At 56.1% G+C, this 16,048-nt stretch carries 13 protein-coding genes; 6 read left to right on the top strand and 7 right to left on the bottom strand.

Features of this window, described 5'->3' with window-relative positions:
• Nucleotides 1–99 precede the first annotated feature (99 nt).
• Complete coding sequence (locus tag ABD920_RS10145) at nt 100–1,158, bottom strand: class I fructose-bisphosphate aldolase (RefSeq protein ID WP_345158760.1); 1,059 nt, start codon at nt 1,156–1,158, stop codon at nt 100–102.
• Nucleotides 1,159–1,524: 366 nt separating this feature from the next.
• Between ABD920_RS10145 and ABD920_RS10140 the strand changes: the two genes are divergently transcribed.
• On the top strand, nt 1,525–2,187 hold the full coding sequence (locus ABD920_RS10140) for a hypothetical protein (protein ID WP_345158759.1): 663 nt from the start codon (nt 1,525–1,527) through the stop codon (nt 2,185–2,187).
• Between the two features lie 76 nt (nt 2,188–2,263).
• Here ABD920_RS10140 and ABD920_RS10135 read toward each other — a convergent pair whose 3' ends face one another.
• The 3 genes from ABD920_RS10135 to ABD920_RS10125 all read right to left on the bottom strand — a co-directional run bounded on the left by ABD920_RS10135 (nt 2,264) and on the right by ABD920_RS10125 (nt 5,999).
• Entirely contained in the window at nt 2,264–3,271 is a 1,008-nt protein-coding gene (locus ABD920_RS10135; RefSeq protein WP_345158758.1) for a M28 family peptidase, read from the bottom strand.
• On the bottom strand, nt 3,261–4,757 hold the full coding sequence (cysS, locus tag ABD920_RS10130) for a cysteine--tRNA ligase (RefSeq protein WP_345158757.1): 1,497 nt from the start codon (nt 4,755–4,757) through the stop codon (nt 3,261–3,263). The genes ABD920_RS10135 and cysS overlap by 11 nt, the downstream gene beginning before the upstream one ends.
• Before the next feature lie 111 nt (nt 4,758–4,868).
• On the bottom strand, nt 4,869–5,999 hold the full coding sequence (locus tag ABD920_RS10125; RefSeq protein WP_345158755.1) for an endonuclease/exonuclease/phosphatase family protein: 1,131 nt from the start codon (nt 5,997–5,999) through the stop codon (nt 4,869–4,871).
• Nucleotides 6,000–6,336: 337 nt separating this feature from the next.
• Between ABD920_RS10125 and ABD920_RS10120 the strand changes: the two genes are divergently transcribed.
• The 3 genes from ABD920_RS10120 to infB all read left to right on the top strand — a co-directional run bounded on the left by ABD920_RS10120 (nt 6,337) and on the right by infB (nt 11,259).
• A complete protein-coding gene (locus ABD920_RS10120) occupies nt 6,337–6,813 on the top strand; it encodes a ribosome maturation factor RimP (protein WP_345158754.1) in 477 nt (158 codons plus the stop codon).
• Between the two features lie 7 nt (nt 6,814–6,820).
• Entirely contained in the window at nt 6,821–8,074 is a 1,254-nt protein-coding gene (gene nusA, locus ABD920_RS10115) for a transcription termination factor NusA (protein ID WP_345158753.1), read from the top strand.
• Between the two features lie 122 nt (nt 8,075–8,196).
• On the top strand, nt 8,197–11,259 hold the full coding sequence (gene infB / locus ABD920_RS10110; protein WP_345158751.1) for a translation initiation factor IF-2: 3,063 nt from the start codon (nt 8,197–8,199) through the stop codon (nt 11,257–11,259).
• Nucleotides 11,260–11,706: 447 nt separating this feature from the next.
• Here the strand turns inward: infB and ABD920_RS10105 are convergent, their stop codons facing one another.
• From ABD920_RS10105 to mscL, 3 genes are all read right to left on the bottom strand, one after another.
• Nucleotides 11,707–12,039, bottom strand: coding sequence for a hypothetical protein (locus ABD920_RS10105; RefSeq protein ID WP_345158750.1), 333 nt, complete (start codon nt 12,037–12,039; stop codon nt 11,707–11,709).
• A 91-nt stretch (nt 12,040–12,130) separates the two neighbouring features.
• The gene (locus tag ABD920_RS10100; protein ID WP_345158748.1) at nt 12,131–13,087 is read right to left on the bottom strand and encodes a DUF3078 domain-containing protein; all 957 of its coding nucleotides are present in this window, start codon (nt 13,085–13,087) and stop codon (nt 12,131–12,133) included.
• Between the two features lie 14 nt (nt 13,088–13,101).
• A complete protein-coding gene (gene mscL / locus ABD920_RS10095) occupies nt 13,102–13,551 on the bottom strand; it encodes a large-conductance mechanosensitive channel protein MscL (RefSeq protein WP_345158747.1) in 450 nt (149 codons plus the stop codon).
• 178 nt (nt 13,552–13,729) lie between these two features.
• Between mscL and ABD920_RS10090 the strand changes: the two genes are divergently transcribed.
• Both ABD920_RS10090 and ABD920_RS10085 read left to right on the top strand, forming a co-directional pair.
• Nucleotides 13,730–14,512 carry an enoyl-CoA hydratase/isomerase family protein gene (locus ABD920_RS10090; protein ID WP_345158745.1) on the top strand — a complete coding sequence of 261 codons (783 nt, stop codon included), beginning with the start codon at nt 13,730–13,732 and terminating at the stop codon, nt 14,510–14,512.
• Nucleotides 14,513–14,545: 33 nt separating this feature from the next.
• Complete coding sequence (locus tag ABD920_RS10085) at nt 14,546–16,039, top strand: lipopolysaccharide biosynthesis protein (RefSeq protein ID WP_345158744.1); 1,494 nt, start codon at nt 14,546–14,548, stop codon at nt 16,037–16,039.
• Nucleotides 16,040–16,048 lie beyond the last annotated feature (9 nt).

The following is a 16,048-nucleotide window of genomic DNA, read 5'->3' as shown; positions in this document are numbered from 1 at the left end:
AAAGTGTGAAAATCGCATAACCTGCCTAAACAGCCTCGGAAGAAGGTACCGGAGAGGCAGGCTACAAAAATATGTAATTATCTGCAGTTGTGCTACACATTACGCCACTGTAATCTCGTTTGCCAGGTACACATCCTGCACGGCGTTCAGCAGTTCCACGCCTTCGGCAAACGGCCTTTGGAAAGCCCGGCGGCCCAGGATGAGCCCCATGCCGCCCGCGCGCTTGTTGATAACCGCCGTGCGCACCGACTGCTGCAGGTCAGAGGCTCCCTGCGACGCACCGCCTGAGTTAATGAGGCCGGCGCGGCCCATATAGCAATTCGCGACCTGGTAGCGGCACAGGTCAATCGGGTGTCCGGTGCTCAGCTCGGTGTACATCCTCTCGTCGTACTTGGAGAAATTGATGGCCTTGAACCCGCCGTTGTTCTCGGGCAGTTTCTGCTTGATGATATCGGCCTGAATGGTGACCCCTAAATGGTTGGCCTGCCCGGTGAGGTCGGCGGCCACGTGGTAGTCGGTGCCGTCCTTTTTGAAGGCGCTGTTGCGGGTGTAGCACCACAGGATGGTGGCCATGCCCAGCTGGTGCGCCCGCTCAAAGGCCGCCGCCACCTCTACCAGCTGCCGCGACGACTCCTCCGAGCCGAAGTAGATGGTAGCCCCCACGGCCGCCGCGCCCAGGTTCCAGGCATCCTCCACCGACCCGAACATGATCTGGTTGTATTTGGTGGGGTAAGTCAGCAGCTCGTTGTGGTTGATCTTGACGATGAACGGGATCTTGTGGGCGTACTTTCGGGACATCATGGCCAGAGTGCCGAAGGTGGTGGCCACAGCATTGCAGCCGCCCTCCAGCGCCAGCCTCAAAATGTTCTCCGGGTCGAAGTAGATCGGGTTCGGGGCAAACGAGGCGCCCGCCGTGTGCTCAATGCCCTGGTCGATGGGCAGGATGGATATATAGCCGGTGCCGGCAAGGCGGCCGTGGCTGTAGAGCTGCTGCAGGTTGCGCAACACCTGCGGGCTCCGGTTGGTCTGGGCAAAAACCCTGTCGATGAAATCCGGCCCCGGCAGGTGCAGCTGCGCCTTCGGGAACGTGTTGCTCTCGTACTGCAGCAGGCCCTCTGCATCAGCACCAAGTGTCGAAACAATGTTATCGTACGTCATCTGTCTTACTTTTAGTGACCAGAATACTTTACTTGTTTGTGTGTGCTTAAGTAGGTATACGGGAGGTTACGATCATCTGCACCGTGATTGTGCACATAAATGCGGGCCGGGCTTGGTTACCAGGCAGACATGCAGGCTGTTACTTAAAGTTTGCAGATAGTGAACGCTGCCGTACAAACTGAGGGAGAAACGACCTGCTGCTGTGCCTGCTATATATAGCCTTGCCCCCAACACATCTCCCGGGAGCCATGGTGCATAAGATGGAAAAGCCCTTCCTGCTGGCGAGGATGCAGGCCTGTGCAACACATCAAAAGCCCTGAAGCTGCGTTATATAAACATCGCAACTACTTAACCAGCAACAGACTTATGAGAAGAAACTTCCATTTCCCTACCCGGGCATTCCTGTCTTTCCTCTCCATGCTTTTAGTTGGGGCAGGGTTATATGGCTGCGCACCGTCCACCAGGATAACGGGCACCTGGAAAAACCCGGAGGTCGGCAACCGTGATTATGACAGGATCGTCGTCGCCGCTATCACGGATAACATCCGAGCCAGGCAGACGGTGGAAACCGACATGCAAACACAGCTCCAGCAGCGGGGCATCACCGCCATCAGAAGCATGGACCTGTTACCCCCGACTGTGAGCGAGGATGGCCCTGATGTGAACAAGCTGCTCCAGAAGATAAAAGACCAGGACTACGGCGCCATCCTGACGGTGGCCCTGCTGGACGAGGAAACGGAGACCCGTTACGTGCCGGGCAACTACGGCTATGCCCCGGTCACCCGGTTTGGCTGGTACGGCCGGTTCAGGGGCTATTATACCTACTGGCTGCCCACCCTCTACGAACCCGGTTATTATACCGAGGAGAAGATATACTTCTTGGAGACAAACCTATATGATGTGCACACAGAGAACCTGCTGTGGTCTGCCCAGTCTAAGTCGTACAGCCCGGCCAGCCTCCGGAAAGCCTCCGAAACGCTTGCCGAGTTAACCGCCAGCAGAATGGCCCAGGAGAACCTGATTAAGTAAAGACACACGGCATTAAAGCAGAAGAGGGAACCGCCGACGGCGGTTCCCTCTTCTGCTTTAATGCCGTGGCTGCATGCTATTCATTATATACAACGTGCAGCAGCGTTTGCCCTACCGCCTTCAGCGTGTTTTTGCTGATCACATCCATGTTGTCGGTGTGGCGGTGGTGGTACGGGCCGAAATAATCATCCGGGTTGTTCATGTTGTACTCAATGATATCAATCATGCGGATATTGCCGAACTTGTTCACGTAGTAGTGGTCGTCGATAATGGCCGGGGCATTCACGTATTTAAAGTAGTCGGAGTACCCGATGTTGTTTCCCGCCTTCCACACCTTGTTCACGATCTGGCGGGCAAACTGCATGGAATGGCCTTCGCGGGCAAAGCGGGCATTCTCGGCGCCCACCATATCCACCAGCACGCCGAAGTTGGCCCTGTAGTTGGGCACATGCTTGTTCTTGCTCCAGTACTGCGAGCCCAGGCACCAGGTATTGTCTTTGTAGGGCATGCCGCTGTTGTCCGGCTGCCCGTAGTCCTCCCCGTCGAAGAAGATCATATCCACGCCTATGTCCGGCTTTTGCTGCGCCGTGTGCAATGTGCGGGCAATCTCCAGCAACACGCCCACGCCGCTGGCGCCGTCGTTGGCACCTGCTATCGGCTTGTTTGGCTCGTTCTCGTCCTTGTCGGCCAGCGGGCGGGTGTCCCAGTGGGCGGCCAGCAGCACACGGTTTGCGGCACCGGGGTTGAAGGAGGCGATCACGTTGCGCAGGTTCAGGGTGGTGCCGTTGTAGGCCTCCATCTGGAACTTCTGCTCTTTCACCTCCGCGCCATACTCCTTCAGCTTTGCCACGATCCACTCGCCGGTGGCATAGTGGGCGGCGGTGTTCGGCACGCGCGGCCCGAAGGCTACCTGCTTCGCCACCAGGGCGTAGGCCGTGTCGGCGTTGAAGGCGGGCGCCTGCACCGTCGCTTTCTCCTCCTCTACCTTAGAGAGCTGCGCACTGCCTTTCTCTGCCGAGTCGCAACCGTTCATAAAAAGAAAGCCGCATAGGAGCAGTGCCAGCATATATAGGTTATTCTTCATAAGCCCAGTCAATTCCTGTTTTCAGGTCTTTGATCACGATGCCCTGCTTCTTCAGCTCGGCCCGGATCACGTCTACTTTGTCGTAATGTTTATTTTCTTTCGCTTCTTTGTAAAACTGCAGCACCAGGTCCAGCATCTCCTCCATATCACCCAGCGGCTCTTCCTGCAGCCCCAGCACATCCAGCACCAGCTCCTGGTAGGTATCCCGGATGGTGTCGAACGTTCCGCGCGTCAACTGCTCCATGCTGATCTGCCCCAGGTTCAGGCTGTTGATTTTCTTCAGCAGGTTAAAGAGCGAGGCGATGGTGCGGGCGGTGTTCAGATCGTCGTTCATGCCCCGGTAGCAGTCCTCGGTCAGCCGCAGCATTTCCTCGTTCAGCTTTTCATCCGGCTCCACAGCGGCCGTATTTTCCGGGTACTCCAGCTTTTTCAGCACGTTCAGGCCGTTCATCAGCTTGGTGTACCCCTTCCGGGCCGCCTGCAGCGCCTCATTGCTGAAGTCGAGCGTGCTGCGGTAGTGCGCCTGCAGGATAAAAAAGCGCACCGTCATCGGCGTGTAAGCCTGCTCCAGCATCTCGTGATTGCCGCTGAACAGCTCGCTCAGGTTGATGAAGTTGCCCAGCGACTTGCCCATCTTCTGCCCGTTCACCGTGATCATGTTGTTGTGGATCCAGTAGCGGGCGGCGTCGGTGTGGCTGTTGCTGGCCTGGCTCTGCGCTATCTCGCACTCGTGGTGCGGGAACATCAGGTCCAGTCCGCCCCCGTGTATATCAAAGGTTGTGCCTAAGTACTTGCGGCTCATGGCCGAGCACTCCAGGTGCCACCCCGGGAAGCCGTCGCTCCACGGCGAGGGCCAGCGCATGATGTGCGCCGGCGAGGCTTTTTTCCAAAGCGCGAAATCCACGGGTGATCGTTTATCATCCTGCCCCTCGGTGTCGCGGGTGTTGCCCAGCAGGTCATCGATGTTGCGGCCGGACAGCTTGCCGTAGTGATGGTCCTTGTTATAGGCTTTCACATCGAAGTAAATAGACCCGTTGACCTCGTACGCCAGCCCGTTGTCAATGATTTCCTGAATCATCCCGATCTGCTCGATGATATGGCCGGAGGCGCGCGGCTCTATATCCGGCGGCAGCACTTTCAGCTTCCGCAGCTCCTCGTGGTAGATGTTAGTATAGTGCTGCACCACCTCCATCGGCTCCAGGTGCTCCAGCTTGGCGCGTTTCTCGATCTTGTCTTCGCCCTCGTCCGCGTCGTTCTCCAGGTGGCCCACATCCGTTACGTTGCGCACGTAGCGCACCTTATACCCCTGGCTTTTGAGGAAGCGGTAGAGCACGTCGTAGGTCACGGCGCTGCGGGCATGGCCCAGGTGCGGCTCGCCATATACAGTAGGACCGCAGACGTACATCCCCACCAGCGGCGGGTGCAGCGGCTCAAACACTTCTTTCTTTCGCGTCAGCGTATTGTACAGGTTCAGTTTCTGTTGCATGGTCAAAATCACGTATGCTCACCAGGTGGTGTCGCACTTATATATAGGTTGCCCTTTCTTTCAGGTACGGGGCGATTAAAGTTCAAAGCTATGCATATTGCCTCCTATCTCCTAACGCGCCTCTTCCGTGCGTGGCTCCACCACATACGTAGCCGATATAGGATAATGATCAGAAAGGCCCATTTCGTGGTGCGTCTCAAACCCGACAGCCCGAAGCCCGCTTGTGTAAAACTGGTTATCGATGCGAAGAAAAGGCAGCGGCCCGTTGTACGTGGCGCCTATACCGGTACCTGCTTTCACAAAGGCATTCTCCATCACTTCGGCCAGTTCATTGTAGGTGTAGCTGAAGGGGATGTCGTTAAAGTCGCCGCACACAATCGCCCGGTACGGCGACTCGCGCACATGCTCCAACAGCATGTTGACCTGCTCCCCCCTGGCCACAAAGCCGTTTCGGAGGCGCCTTGCCAGGTTCCGCCCCTCCTTCTTAAAGCTCTCTTCGTTGCCGATGGCCGAGTAGGTGTTCTCAATGTCCTCCGACTTGATGCTCATCGACTGCAGGTGCGCCGCATAGATGCGCACCGTGTCGCCCTTCACATCCAGGTCCGTCCATATAACCCGGTTTGCGCTCGACTTGTTGAAATTAATCACCCCCTTCTCTATAATGGGGTAGATCGAAAAAATCGCAACCCCGATATCGCCCTTCTCCCGATCCACGTTGGCCACCGAAAAGAACCGGTGCTTGTTATACCGCACCCCGATCTTGCTGATCGTATTGTAGAGGTTAGAGTGGCGCTTGCTGTAAAACTCCTGCAGGCAGTACACATCCGCCGGGTGCTCCGCTATCCATTCGATCATTTCCTTTGCGGCCTCTGCCTCTTTCGGGGTCTGGCCCAGGTAGGCGTTAAACATGTGCGTGTTAAAGCTCAGCACCTGCAGGGCCTTAGCCCCTTTTGGCGGCTCCTGCTCAAAGTTGATGGCCAGCAGGCGGGCGTAGTAGTTCCAGCCGAGCAGCAGCACCGTCAGCGGCAGCACAAACAGCCACGAGCGGCTCAGCACCCAGTATAACAAAAAGAAGAAATTGAGCACGAGCGCCCCCGGCAGCGAGAACGCCACGAAGCCGGCTGGCCAGAACTCCTGCGGCGGCACCTGCAGGCACAGCACACCTGCCAGCAGCCAGAACACCACCCCGATGTTAAGGACAAGCCATATACGCCTGCGTATTTTTTTGAAGGAATCTGACACAAAAGCAAACTTACGAATTAAGAGATTATCTACCCTACGCCGGCAGACAGAAATATACAGGAACCCCGCTAATCCACATTTGGTTATATAGGCGTCAGCTCTGCGCAATACGAACTATTGCAACGGGGGCTTTGTTACAAATCAGGCTTCCCGGCAGCCTTGGGTTGCAGCAGGCTTTTGCCTTTACTTTTGCCACAATTTAGAGCATCGCAATAATTTAATAGAGGCAATGGCGGCACGGCATGTTGTTTATCTTAGGATTTTGTAGTAAATTTGCCATTATTTCTAAGGAGATGAGGGGACACGGAGTCCCCTTCTTTATTTCTTAAAGTTTGCTATGGCACTTACTGCAACAACCATAAGGAAGATGGCGGAGGCAAGCCTGCCGGAGCAGGACCTGTTTATCGTGGACGTGGCCGTGTCTGACACGCCGGTCCGCCCGAAGATAACGGTGCTTGCCGATGGCGAGCAGGGCATCACGATTGACCAGTGCGCCACCATCAGCCGCCGCATCAACAAGCAGATCGAGGAGATGCTGGGCGAGGAGGAAGCGAGCTATGTGCTGGAGGTAAGCTCGCCCGGCCTGGATTTCCCGCTCACGCAGCCGCAGCAGTTTAGGCGCAACCTGGGCCGCAGCCTGAAGCTGAGGCTGCAGGACGGCACCGAGAAAACAGGAAAGCTGGAGGAGGTGACCGGAACGGGCCTCAGCCTGCTGGAGGAAGTAAAACAAAAAGGCAAAAAGGCAACGTATGTGCCTGTGCAAATACCTTACGGGGATATTGTGAAAGCAAATGTTGTAATATCTTTTAAATGATAAAATAATGAATAGTTCAGTCCTGATCGAGTCGTTCTCGGAATTCGCGAAATTCAAGAACATTGACCGCCCGACCATGATGCGCATCCTGGAGGATGTGTTCCGCACCATGATCCGTAAGAAGTGGGGTACCGACGAGAACTTTGACATCATCCTTAACGTGGAGAAAGGTGACCTGGAGATATGGCGTAACCGCGAGATCGTGGACGACAACTCCGAGGACATCTGGGACCACGATAAGATCAGCCTTTCGGATGCCCGTAAGATTGAGCCTGACTTTGAGGTGGGTGAGGAAGTGTCGGAAGAGGTGAAACTGGAGGACTTTGGCCGCCGCGCCGTGCTCACAGCCCGCCAGACCCTGATCCAGCGCATCAAAGACATGGAGAAAGAGCTGGTTTTCCAGAAGTACAAAGACCAGGTGGGTGAGATCATCTCCGGGGAGGTGTACCAGGTGTGGAACCGCGAGGTGTTGCTGCTTGACCAGGAGGAAAACGAACTGCTGATACCGAAGGTAGAGCAGATCCCGAAAGACCGTTACCGCAAAGGCGACGTAGTGCGTGCCGTGGTGCAGCGTGTGGAGATCGTGAACGGAAACCCGAAGATCATCCTTTCCCGCACCTCCCCTGCGTTCCTGGAGCGCCTGTTCGAGAATGAGGTGCCGGAGATATACGACGGCCTCATCGCCATCAAAAAAATCGTGCGCGAGCCCGGCGAGCGAGCCAAGGTGGCCGTAGAGTCCTTCGATGACCGCATTGACCCCGTGGGTGCCTGCGTGGGCATGAAGGGCTCCCGCATACACAGCATTGTGCGCGAGTTGGAGAACGAGAACATCGACGTGATCAACTACACCGAAAACACCGAGCTATATATACAGCGCGCCCTTAGCCCCGCCAAGATCAGCAGCATGAAGATCGACGAGGAAAACGGCCGCGTGTCGGTGTTCCTGAAGCCGGACCAGGTATCGCTGGCCATCGGCAAAGGTGGGCAGAACATTAAGCTGGCGAGCCGTTTGGTTGGCCTCGAGATAGATGTGTTCCGTGAGTCTGAAAGTTACGAGGAGGACATCAGCCTGGAGGAATTCACGGATGAGATCGAGGACTGGGTGATCGCAGAACTCAGACGCATTGGCCTCGACACGGCGAAGAGCGTACTGGCTGTGAGCAAAGAGGATTTGCTGCGCCGCACCGAGCTGGAGGAGGAAACCATTGACGATGTGCTCTCGATCCTGCGCGAGGAGTTGGAAGAAGAAGACAATCAATAGTTGTGAGTTGCGTGCTGATCGCTTAATTTTGAAGTAATTACAGCAAAGCGAACCTATTTATCTCTGGCAAGGCAACTATATATTTATTAAGATCGAATTAAAAGACAGCATATTAGAACAAAATGGCAGAAGAACAAACAAGGAGGCTTAAACAGGTTGCGACAAAATTAAACATTGGTACCAATACCATTGTAGAGTACCTCTCTGCTAAAGGTTTTGACGTGGACAACAAACCCACGACCAAAATCACTGCGGAGCAGTTCAGTATGCTGGCGAAAGAGTACGCTTCCTCTATGCAGGACAAGCAGGAGGCAGAGGAAATAAACATTGGCAAGAAGCCGCAAAGCAACCAGGTGATCGACTCGGATAAGCCGTTTCACCAGGAGCCGAAGAAACAAAGCGAGCCTGAGCAGGAGATCCTGATAAAGAACGGCAGCCAGCACAAGCAGGAGGCACCGGCTGCGCCGGCCCCTAAGCCAGCGGCGGCACCGGCAGAGCCTGCCGCAAAACTTCCCGGCATAAAAGTGCTGGGCAAGATAGAGTTGGATGCCAAAGGCCGCCCCGTTCCGAAACAACCGGAGCCCGCAGCGGCGCCTGCTCCGGCACCGGCGCCAGAACCGACACCCGTTGCGGAGGCACCCAAGCCGGAAACTCCAAAGCAGGAAGTTGAGGCCCCTGCTCCTGAGCAGCCTGCCCCTGCCGCACCCGAGGCCCCTAAAGCCGCGGCACCGGAGCAGCAGGAAGCACCCGTATCAGCCAAGGCTCCTGAGGCTCCTGCCAAGCCAAAGGAACCCGAGGCTCCCGTAGCACAACCAGAAACTGCCCCGGCCGCTGCGAAGCCAGCCGCCGAAGCACCTCAAGCACCTGCCCCAGAGACGGCGCCACAGCAACCGGCCACTCCTGACGCAGAAAGTAACAAAGAAACCCAAGAGAACATAGAAAAGATTTCAGGAAGAGCAGACCAACTGAAAGGTCTGACGGTACTTGGCAAAATAGAATTGCCGGTAGAGTCGCGCAGAAAAGGATCTAAGCCGGTGGCGTCGTCAGACGACAAGAAAGGCAAGAAGAAAAAGCGCAAGCGCATTATTGTTGGCACAGAGGGTGCCGCGCAGGGCCAGCAGCAAGGCCAGGGTCCCGGACAGGGCAATCAACGGCCTACCGTTCCGGCCCAGCAACGTGGCGGCGGCGCGCAGCAGCGCCCGCCAAGGCCGGGAGGCGGAAGAGGTCCGCAGCGATCGAACGCCCCTGTTGGCAGGCCGGTTAAAACGGAAGTAACCGATAAGGAAATCCAGGAGCAGATTAAGGCGACGCTGGCGAAACTTAGCGGCGGCAAAGGCGGCGGCGGCGGAAACCGCGCCAAATACCGCCGCGAGAAGCGCTCTGCCATCGCCGATGCAACCGAAGAGCGCCGCATGGCGGAGCAGGCTGAGTCGAAGACGCTGCGTGTAACGGAGTTCGTGTCGGCCAACGACCTGGCGTCGCTGATGGACATCAGCGTGAACGAGGTAATCAAAGTGTGTATGCAGTTGGGCATGTTCGTGTCCATCAACCAGCGCCTTGACGCCGAAGCCATCACCATCATTGCAGATGAGTTCGGCTACGATGTCGACTTCATCACATCCGAGGACGAGCAGGCCCTGGAAGATATAACCGAGGAGAACGAGGAAGACCTGGAAGAGCGTGCGCCGATCGTCACGATCATGGGCCACGTTGACCACGGTAAAACCTCCCTGCTCGACTACATCCGGAACGCAAACGTGACAGCCGGTGAGGCCGGTGGTATTACGCAGCACATCGGTGCCTACAAGGTGCAGACCGAAAGCGGCCGTACCATCACCTTCCTCGATACCCCGGGCCACGAGGCCTTTACGGCGATGCGTGCCCGTGGTGCCAAGGTAACAGACGTGGTGATCATCGTGATCGCCGCTGACGACTCGGTGATGCCACAAACAAAAGAGGCGATCAACCACGCGCAGGCGGCCGGTTCGCCGATTATCATCGCGCTCAACAAAATAGACAAGCCAGGCGCCAACCCGGATAAAGTGCGCGAAGAGCTCGCCCAGATGAACATCCTGGTGGAAGAATGGGGCGGTAAGTACCAGTCGCAGGAGGTATCGGCTAAAACAGGCGCGGGTATCCCGGACCTGCTGGAGAAGGTATTGCTGGAGGCCGAGCTGCTCGAGCTGAAAGCGAACCCGGATCGCGCAGCGGTCGGAACCGTGATCGAAGCCTCCCTGGACAAAGGGCGTGGCTATGTGGCTACGATGCTGGTGCAGACAGGTACGCTCCATATCGGGGATATAGTATTGGCGGGATCGCATTACGGTAGAGTGAAGGCCATGACCAACCACCTCGGCAAGAAAATGAAAGAGGCCGGTCCGTCTACGCCGGTGCAGTTGCTCGGCCTGGACGGTGCGCCGCAGGCCGGTGACAAGTTCCTGGTGATGGAATCGGAGCGCGAGGCACGTGAAATTGCCTCTAACCGCTCACAGGTGCAGCGCGAGCAAAGCCTGCGTACCCGCAAGCACATCACGTTGGATGAAATCGGACGCCGCCTGGCCATTGGTACATTCAAGGAGCTGAACGTGATTGTGAAAGGCGACGTGGACGGATCGGTGGAAGCCCTTTCCGACTCCCTGCTGAAGCTGTCTACGCCTGAGGTGCAGGTGAGCATCATCAACAAAGGCGTGGGGGCCATTTCCGAGTCTGATGTGTTGCTGGCCTCTGCCTCCGACGCGATCATCATCGGTTTCCAGGTCCGCCCTTCGGTGAACGCCCGCAAGCTGGCAGAGCAGGAGCAGATCGACGTGCGCCTGTACTCGATCATCTACGATGCGATTAACGAGGTGAAAGACGCCATGGAAGGCATGCTGGCACCAACGCTGAAAGAAGAGATCACTGGTAACGCAGAAGTGCGTGACGTGTTTAAGATCACGAAAGTGGGTACCATCGCCGGTTGTATGGTAACGGATGGCACGATTCAGCGCAACGCCAAAGTAAGGCTGGTGCGCGACGGTATTGTGGTAATGGACGGCGAGATTCTCGCGCTGAAGCGCTTCAAGGACGATGTGTCCGAAGTAAGGCAGGGCTTTGAGTGCGGTATCAGCCTGAAGAACTACAACGACATCCAGGAAGGCGACGTGATTGAAGCGTACACTGAGAAAGAAGTGAAGCGAACGCTGTAGTAGCGTCGGCACTTATATATAAACAGGACGCCCCGGCTGCTCAGGTAGCCGGGGCGTCCTGTTTATATACCCCATGGTCAATAGATCAGAATTTATATATAGCAGCACATTAAACCATCATTCATATATGTGCCATTTCCTACCTGGAAAAGCCCCTCGTCCCGATCATCCGGGAAGTATCTTATGAGCAGTATGCGGGAAATGCCAGCGTCTCTCTAACAAGATATAGATCAGAATCATGTAGCTGATATCGCCTTGCCGGTAGTAAGTAAATGAAGGGAAGGCTACATGGTGAAGCGGCTATTCAGGACGGAGACAGAGCGGCGCCATATATAAAGCAGGCAGCGAGGCTCAACACCTGCCTCAATAATTGACCTTTCTGAACACAAAAGCGCCTGCCACGAAGAACGTGACAGGCGCTTTTTATATATGGAAGTAGCGTTGCTGCTACTGTGAACGGCGCAGGCGGCGTTTGTCGCGTCTGTGCTTCTTCATCATCTTCTCCTCTTTTTTCAGAATTTCCTTCATCCGCTTGCTGCGCGCGATCTTCTTTTTGTCGAAGGACTTGCGCCGGTCGTCCTCATAGGCGTTGAAGCGGGTGTCTAAGCCCTCTGCACGGCGGCTCACGGCGTCCACGGCGGCGGCCTTGGGCTCTGCCTTGGCAGTTCCCCAATACTCATCCTTGGTGGAGACGGTGCTGCTCTGGGAAGTCTGGGCCTTTGCCTCTGAGTAAAACAGAATAGTTGCGAGCGAAAACAGCAGCAGGGTTACTTTCATCATAGAATCTTATTCGCGTATCAGGGATATAACGTGGGTTCTTCTTAAAAAATTATGTTCTCCCATAACACGTAGTTTTACCGCAAAAGTTCTGCTATTTAAAATTATAGGAGAGGCCGATCCCCAATGTCTGCTTCAGTTGCATCCTCGGGCCTCTTCCGTCTGTGCTGCCATCGTCGTTCCGGTCTACCGCTACCTTTATGTCATCGTCGTAGATCAGGTGCGCGAACAGGCTGGCAGATATGTATTTGTTCACCTGGAAGTTCACGAGGTTTTCCCAGGCCACATCCACGTTCTGCGGGTTGCGCAGGTAATTGGTGAAGAGGTCGAGCTTGGACTGCAGCGTCACGTTCTGGACAATCTCGTTTTTATAGCGCACGTTTACATAACCGCCGAACTCCTTGCGGAAATGCTCCCCCGTACCCGGTACCGGGTCCCCTTCCACATCTTTCCCCGCCGGGGCCACCCCGAAGGCTCCCTGGTCTGCCAAAAACTGACTCTTCACCACCGTAAACTTGCCCGTAAACGGCGACAGGAACACCGACAGCTTCTCATTGGGCTTGTAGTCCATCCCCAGCGAGGTGAGGATATAGGCCGGGGCAAAAAAATCCGAGATCAGCGTGTCGCGCGAGGCGGTATAGGTGGGCGTGAGCTGGGTTTTCAGGTTCACCTGCGCGGTGTAAAACCAGTGCGCCGTGGCGCGGTACCCGTACTTCAGGTTCAGTTCCAGTTTATCGTCGCTTTTTTGCATGCGCCTGCCCTCCAGTTTCACCAGGCCGTAGGTAAAGTCGAGGGAGTTGTTCCAGGTGTTTTTCCCCTGTTCGTAATTGGCAAACATATTGGCGATGCCCAGCACGGAGAGCGAGTTCTGCCCCCCGGCGGCCCAGTTCGTCAGGCTCACCTGGCTGAAGTTAAGGGTGCCGGTGCCACCGAAATCCCATATGTTGGTGGTATCTGCGGCCGTATCCTGGGCAATGGCGCCGGAGAAGGGGCCGGAACATAAAAGAAAGGTAATGGAAAGAAAGAGAAGGGAAGGGAAATGTTTTAGCATGAACAGGGGCTTGCTTATACAACTTTGTTATCGGGCCGGGAGGCGGAGGCGTCGTTGTCTCCTTTCAGCAGGTCGCGTATCTCAGCCAGCAGCACTTCCTGCTTGTTAACAGGCGCGGCAGGCTTGGCCGCCTCGTTCTCGCGGATGCGGTTGATGGTGCGCACCAGCAGGAAAATGGCAAAGGCAATGATCAGGAAGTTGAAGACCGCCTGCAGGAAGTTGCCGTAGTTAAGGGTCACCGCCTGCTCCACCACCTCCCCGTTTTCCACCAGGGCATCGCGCAGCACCAGGTGCAGCCGCGAAAAGTTAACGTTGCTGACCAGCAGGCCCAGCGGCGGCATGATCACGTCGTCTACCAGCGACTTGGTGATGCCACCGAAGGCCGCGCCGATCACCACGCCGACGGCCAGGTCGATGACGTTGCCCTTGACGGCGAACTTCCTGAACTCTGAAAAAAATCCCATGTGCTTGTTTTACGCTGCAGTTAATAATGATTCTGCAAACATAGGGATTACGCGAGACTTTCCCAGCGCTCCCCGCCCCTCTCTCGTGATGGGCTCCTTTTTTAGGGCTTTAGGGAACAAATGAAATCACTATCTTTGCGAAAGTAAAAATTGGTTTTAACCGGAGTTAGATCAACGTATGGCTACATTCGAGAACCTGCTGCTTCACCTGGAAAACGGGATCCTGACGATCACCGTCAACAGGGCAGACAAACTGAACGCACTGAACATAGATACCGTCAAAGAGATAAGGACGGCCATGCAGCGGGTATATGACGACGCCGACGTGAAGGGCGTGATCATTACGGGTGCCGGCCCGAAGGCTTTTGTCGCCGGGGCTGACATCGCTGAGATCACGGAGCTGAGCGAGGTGACCGCGAGGAACTTCTCGGAGCGCGGGCAGGAGACGTTTGGCATGATTGAGCGCTGCAACAAGCCCGTGATAGCCGCTGTGAACGGCTTTGCCCTGGGCGGCGGCTGCGAGCTGGCCATGGCCTGCCATATGCGTGTTGCCAGCACCGGCGCCCGCTTCGGCCAGCCGGAAGTGAACCTGGGGCTGATACCCGGCTACGGCGGCACGCAGCGCCTGACGCAGCTGGTGGGCAAAGGCAAGGCGATGGAACTGCTGATGACCGGCGATATGGTGACGGCGGAAGAGGCCCTGGCACTTGGTCTGGCAAACTACGTGGTGGCGCCGGAAGAACTGCTGCCCCGTTGCGTGGAAATCCTGCAGAAGATCATGAGCAAGGCCCCGCTGGCCGTGGGCCTGGTGATTGAAGGCGTGAATGCCGTATATGACAAAGAGGAGAACGGCTACCAGACAGAGGCAAACGCCTTTGCCCGCTGCTGCGCCTCCGAGGACTTTGTGGAAGGCACCAACGCGTTTATGGAGAAGCGCAAGGCGGTTTTTAAAGGCATCTAATCTTCTCCTCCCCCCGACCCTCAACCCCATGACATGAGTATAGCCAAGAAATTGGTTGGGCAGACAGCCGCCTATGGATTAAGCAGCATCGTCGGCAGGGCCCTCAATTACCTGCTCGTACCCATCTACACGGCCGTTCTTCTAACAGAGGAATTCGGCGTGATGTCCTACCTGTACGCGGGAGTCGGTTTCTTCAACATCCTCTACACCTACGGCATGGAGACGGCCTTTTTCCGCTTCGCCAACAAGCCCGGGTCCGACCGAGACAAACTCTACAACCAGGTACTCAGCCTGATTATCTGCAGCAGCCTTCTTTTCACAACGGTACTCATCCTCGCCTCCGGGGCCATCGCCCGCTATATAGGCTTCCCTGAGCAGCAGGAGTATGTGGTATGGCTGGCGGTGATCCTCGCGGTGGATGCCATCGTAGCGATACCCTTTGCCAGGCTGCGGCTGCAAAACAAAGCGGTGAAGTTCGCCTCTGTCAAACTCGCCAACATCCTGCTTACGGTGGGGGCCAACATGTTTTTCCTGGTGCTTTGCCGCGCTATATATAACGGCGATTACCTGCAGGAACTGCGGCCGTTGGTCGCTTATATATACATCCCGGATTTCGGCATCGGCTATATCTTCCTGATCAACCTGGTGGCAAACGCCCTCATCATCCCCATGCTATGGAGAGAATTCGCAAGCTTCCGGCTGGAGCTGAACCTGGAACTGCTGCGCCCCATGCTGGTGTACGCCTACCCGCTGCTGTTCATGGGCCTGGCGGGCGCCGTGAACGAACTGCTCGACCGTATTCTCCTGCAGGAGTGGCTGCCGGAGGGCTTTTACCCCGGCAAAAGCAATTTCGACGCGATCGGTATATATAGCGCCTGCTACAAACTGGCCATTTTCATGACGCTGGCCATACAGGCTTTCCGTTACGCCGCCGAGCCGTTCTTCTTCTCGCAGGCCGAGGAGAAGGACTCGCCGCAGACATTTGCCTTCATCATGAAATGGTTTGTGATCGTGTGTGCCTTTATCTTCCTGTTCATCTCCGCCAACTTAGAAGACTTTGCCTTGTTTCTGCGCGGCGCCGATTACCGCGAGGGAATTATGGTGGTGCCGGTGCTGCTGCTGGCCAACCTGTTCCTGGGCGTTTACTACAACCTCTCGGTGTGGTTTAAGCTCACGGACAAGACAAAATTCGGCACCTATATCAGCTTTGGCGGCGCGACCATCACGATTATATTCAACCTGCTCCTGATCCCGGTTTTGGGCTATATGGGCTCGGCCATCGCCACGCTCGTCTGTTACTTCAGCATGGCGCTGGTCAGTTACCTCCTGGGCAACCGCCACTACCCCATCCCCTACCCGGTTAAAACCATCCTCGGCTACATCCTGCTGGCGGCGGGCCTGGTGTGGCTGGCGCTCGGGGTGGAGATCGCGAATTTCTGGCTGCGCCATCTGTACCACCTGGCTTTGTGTGCCGCCTTTGTCGTGGTGGTGGTGGTGCGCGAGCGGCCGCGCTTCGTTAAATTTTAATCCTTATAT

This window comes from Pontibacter saemangeumensis (assembly GCF_039541895.1).
GTDB classification, from domain to species: Bacteria; Bacteroidota; Bacteroidia; order Cytophagales; family Hymenobacteraceae; genus Pontibacter; species Pontibacter saemangeumensis.
Note: the sequence above shows the minus strand (reverse complement) of the source record. Positions and strands in the feature narration are given on the sequence as shown.

Excerpts from the sequence above, each read along its gene's own strand:
- ABD920_RS10145 (WP_345158760.1), bottom strand. The coding sequence starts at position 1,158 with ATGACGTACGATAACATTGTTTCGACACTTGGTGCTGATGCAGAGGGC.
- ABD920_RS10140 (WP_345158759.1), top strand. The coding sequence starts at position 1,525 with ATGAGAAGAAACTTCCATTTCCCTACCCGGGCATTCCTGTCTTTCCTC.
- ABD920_RS10135 (WP_345158758.1), bottom strand. The coding sequence starts at position 3,271 with ATGAAGAATAACCTATATATGCTGGCACTGCTCCTATGCGGCTTTCTT.
- cysS (WP_345158757.1), bottom strand. The coding sequence starts at position 4,757 with ATGCAACAGAAACTGAACCTGTACAATACGCTGACGCGAAAGAAAGAA.
- ABD920_RS10120 (WP_345158754.1), top strand. The coding sequence starts at position 6,337 with ATGGCACTTACTGCAACAACCATAAGGAAGATGGCGGAGGCAAGCCTG.
- nusA (WP_345158753.1), top strand. The coding sequence starts at position 6,821 with ATGAATAGTTCAGTCCTGATCGAGTCGTTCTCGGAATTCGCGAAATTC.
- infB (WP_345158751.1), top strand. The coding sequence starts at position 8,197 with ATGGCAGAAGAACAAACAAGGAGGCTTAAACAGGTTGCGACAAAATTA.
- ABD920_RS10105 (WP_345158750.1), bottom strand. The coding sequence starts at position 12,039 with ATGATGAAAGTAACCCTGCTGCTGTTTTCGCTCGCAACTATTCTGTTT.
- ABD920_RS10100 (WP_345158748.1), bottom strand. The coding sequence starts at position 13,087 with ATGCTAAAACATTTCCCTTCCCTTCTCTTTCTTTCCATTACCTTTCTT.
- mscL (WP_345158747.1), bottom strand. The coding sequence starts at position 13,551 with ATGGGATTTTTTTCAGAGTTCAGGAAGTTCGCCGTCAAGGGCAACGTC.
- ABD920_RS10090 (WP_345158745.1), top strand. The coding sequence starts at position 13,730 with ATGGCTACATTCGAGAACCTGCTGCTTCACCTGGAAAACGGGATCCTG.
- ABD920_RS10085 (WP_345158744.1), top strand. The coding sequence starts at position 14,546 with ATGAGTATAGCCAAGAAATTGGTTGGGCAGACAGCCGCCTATGGATTA.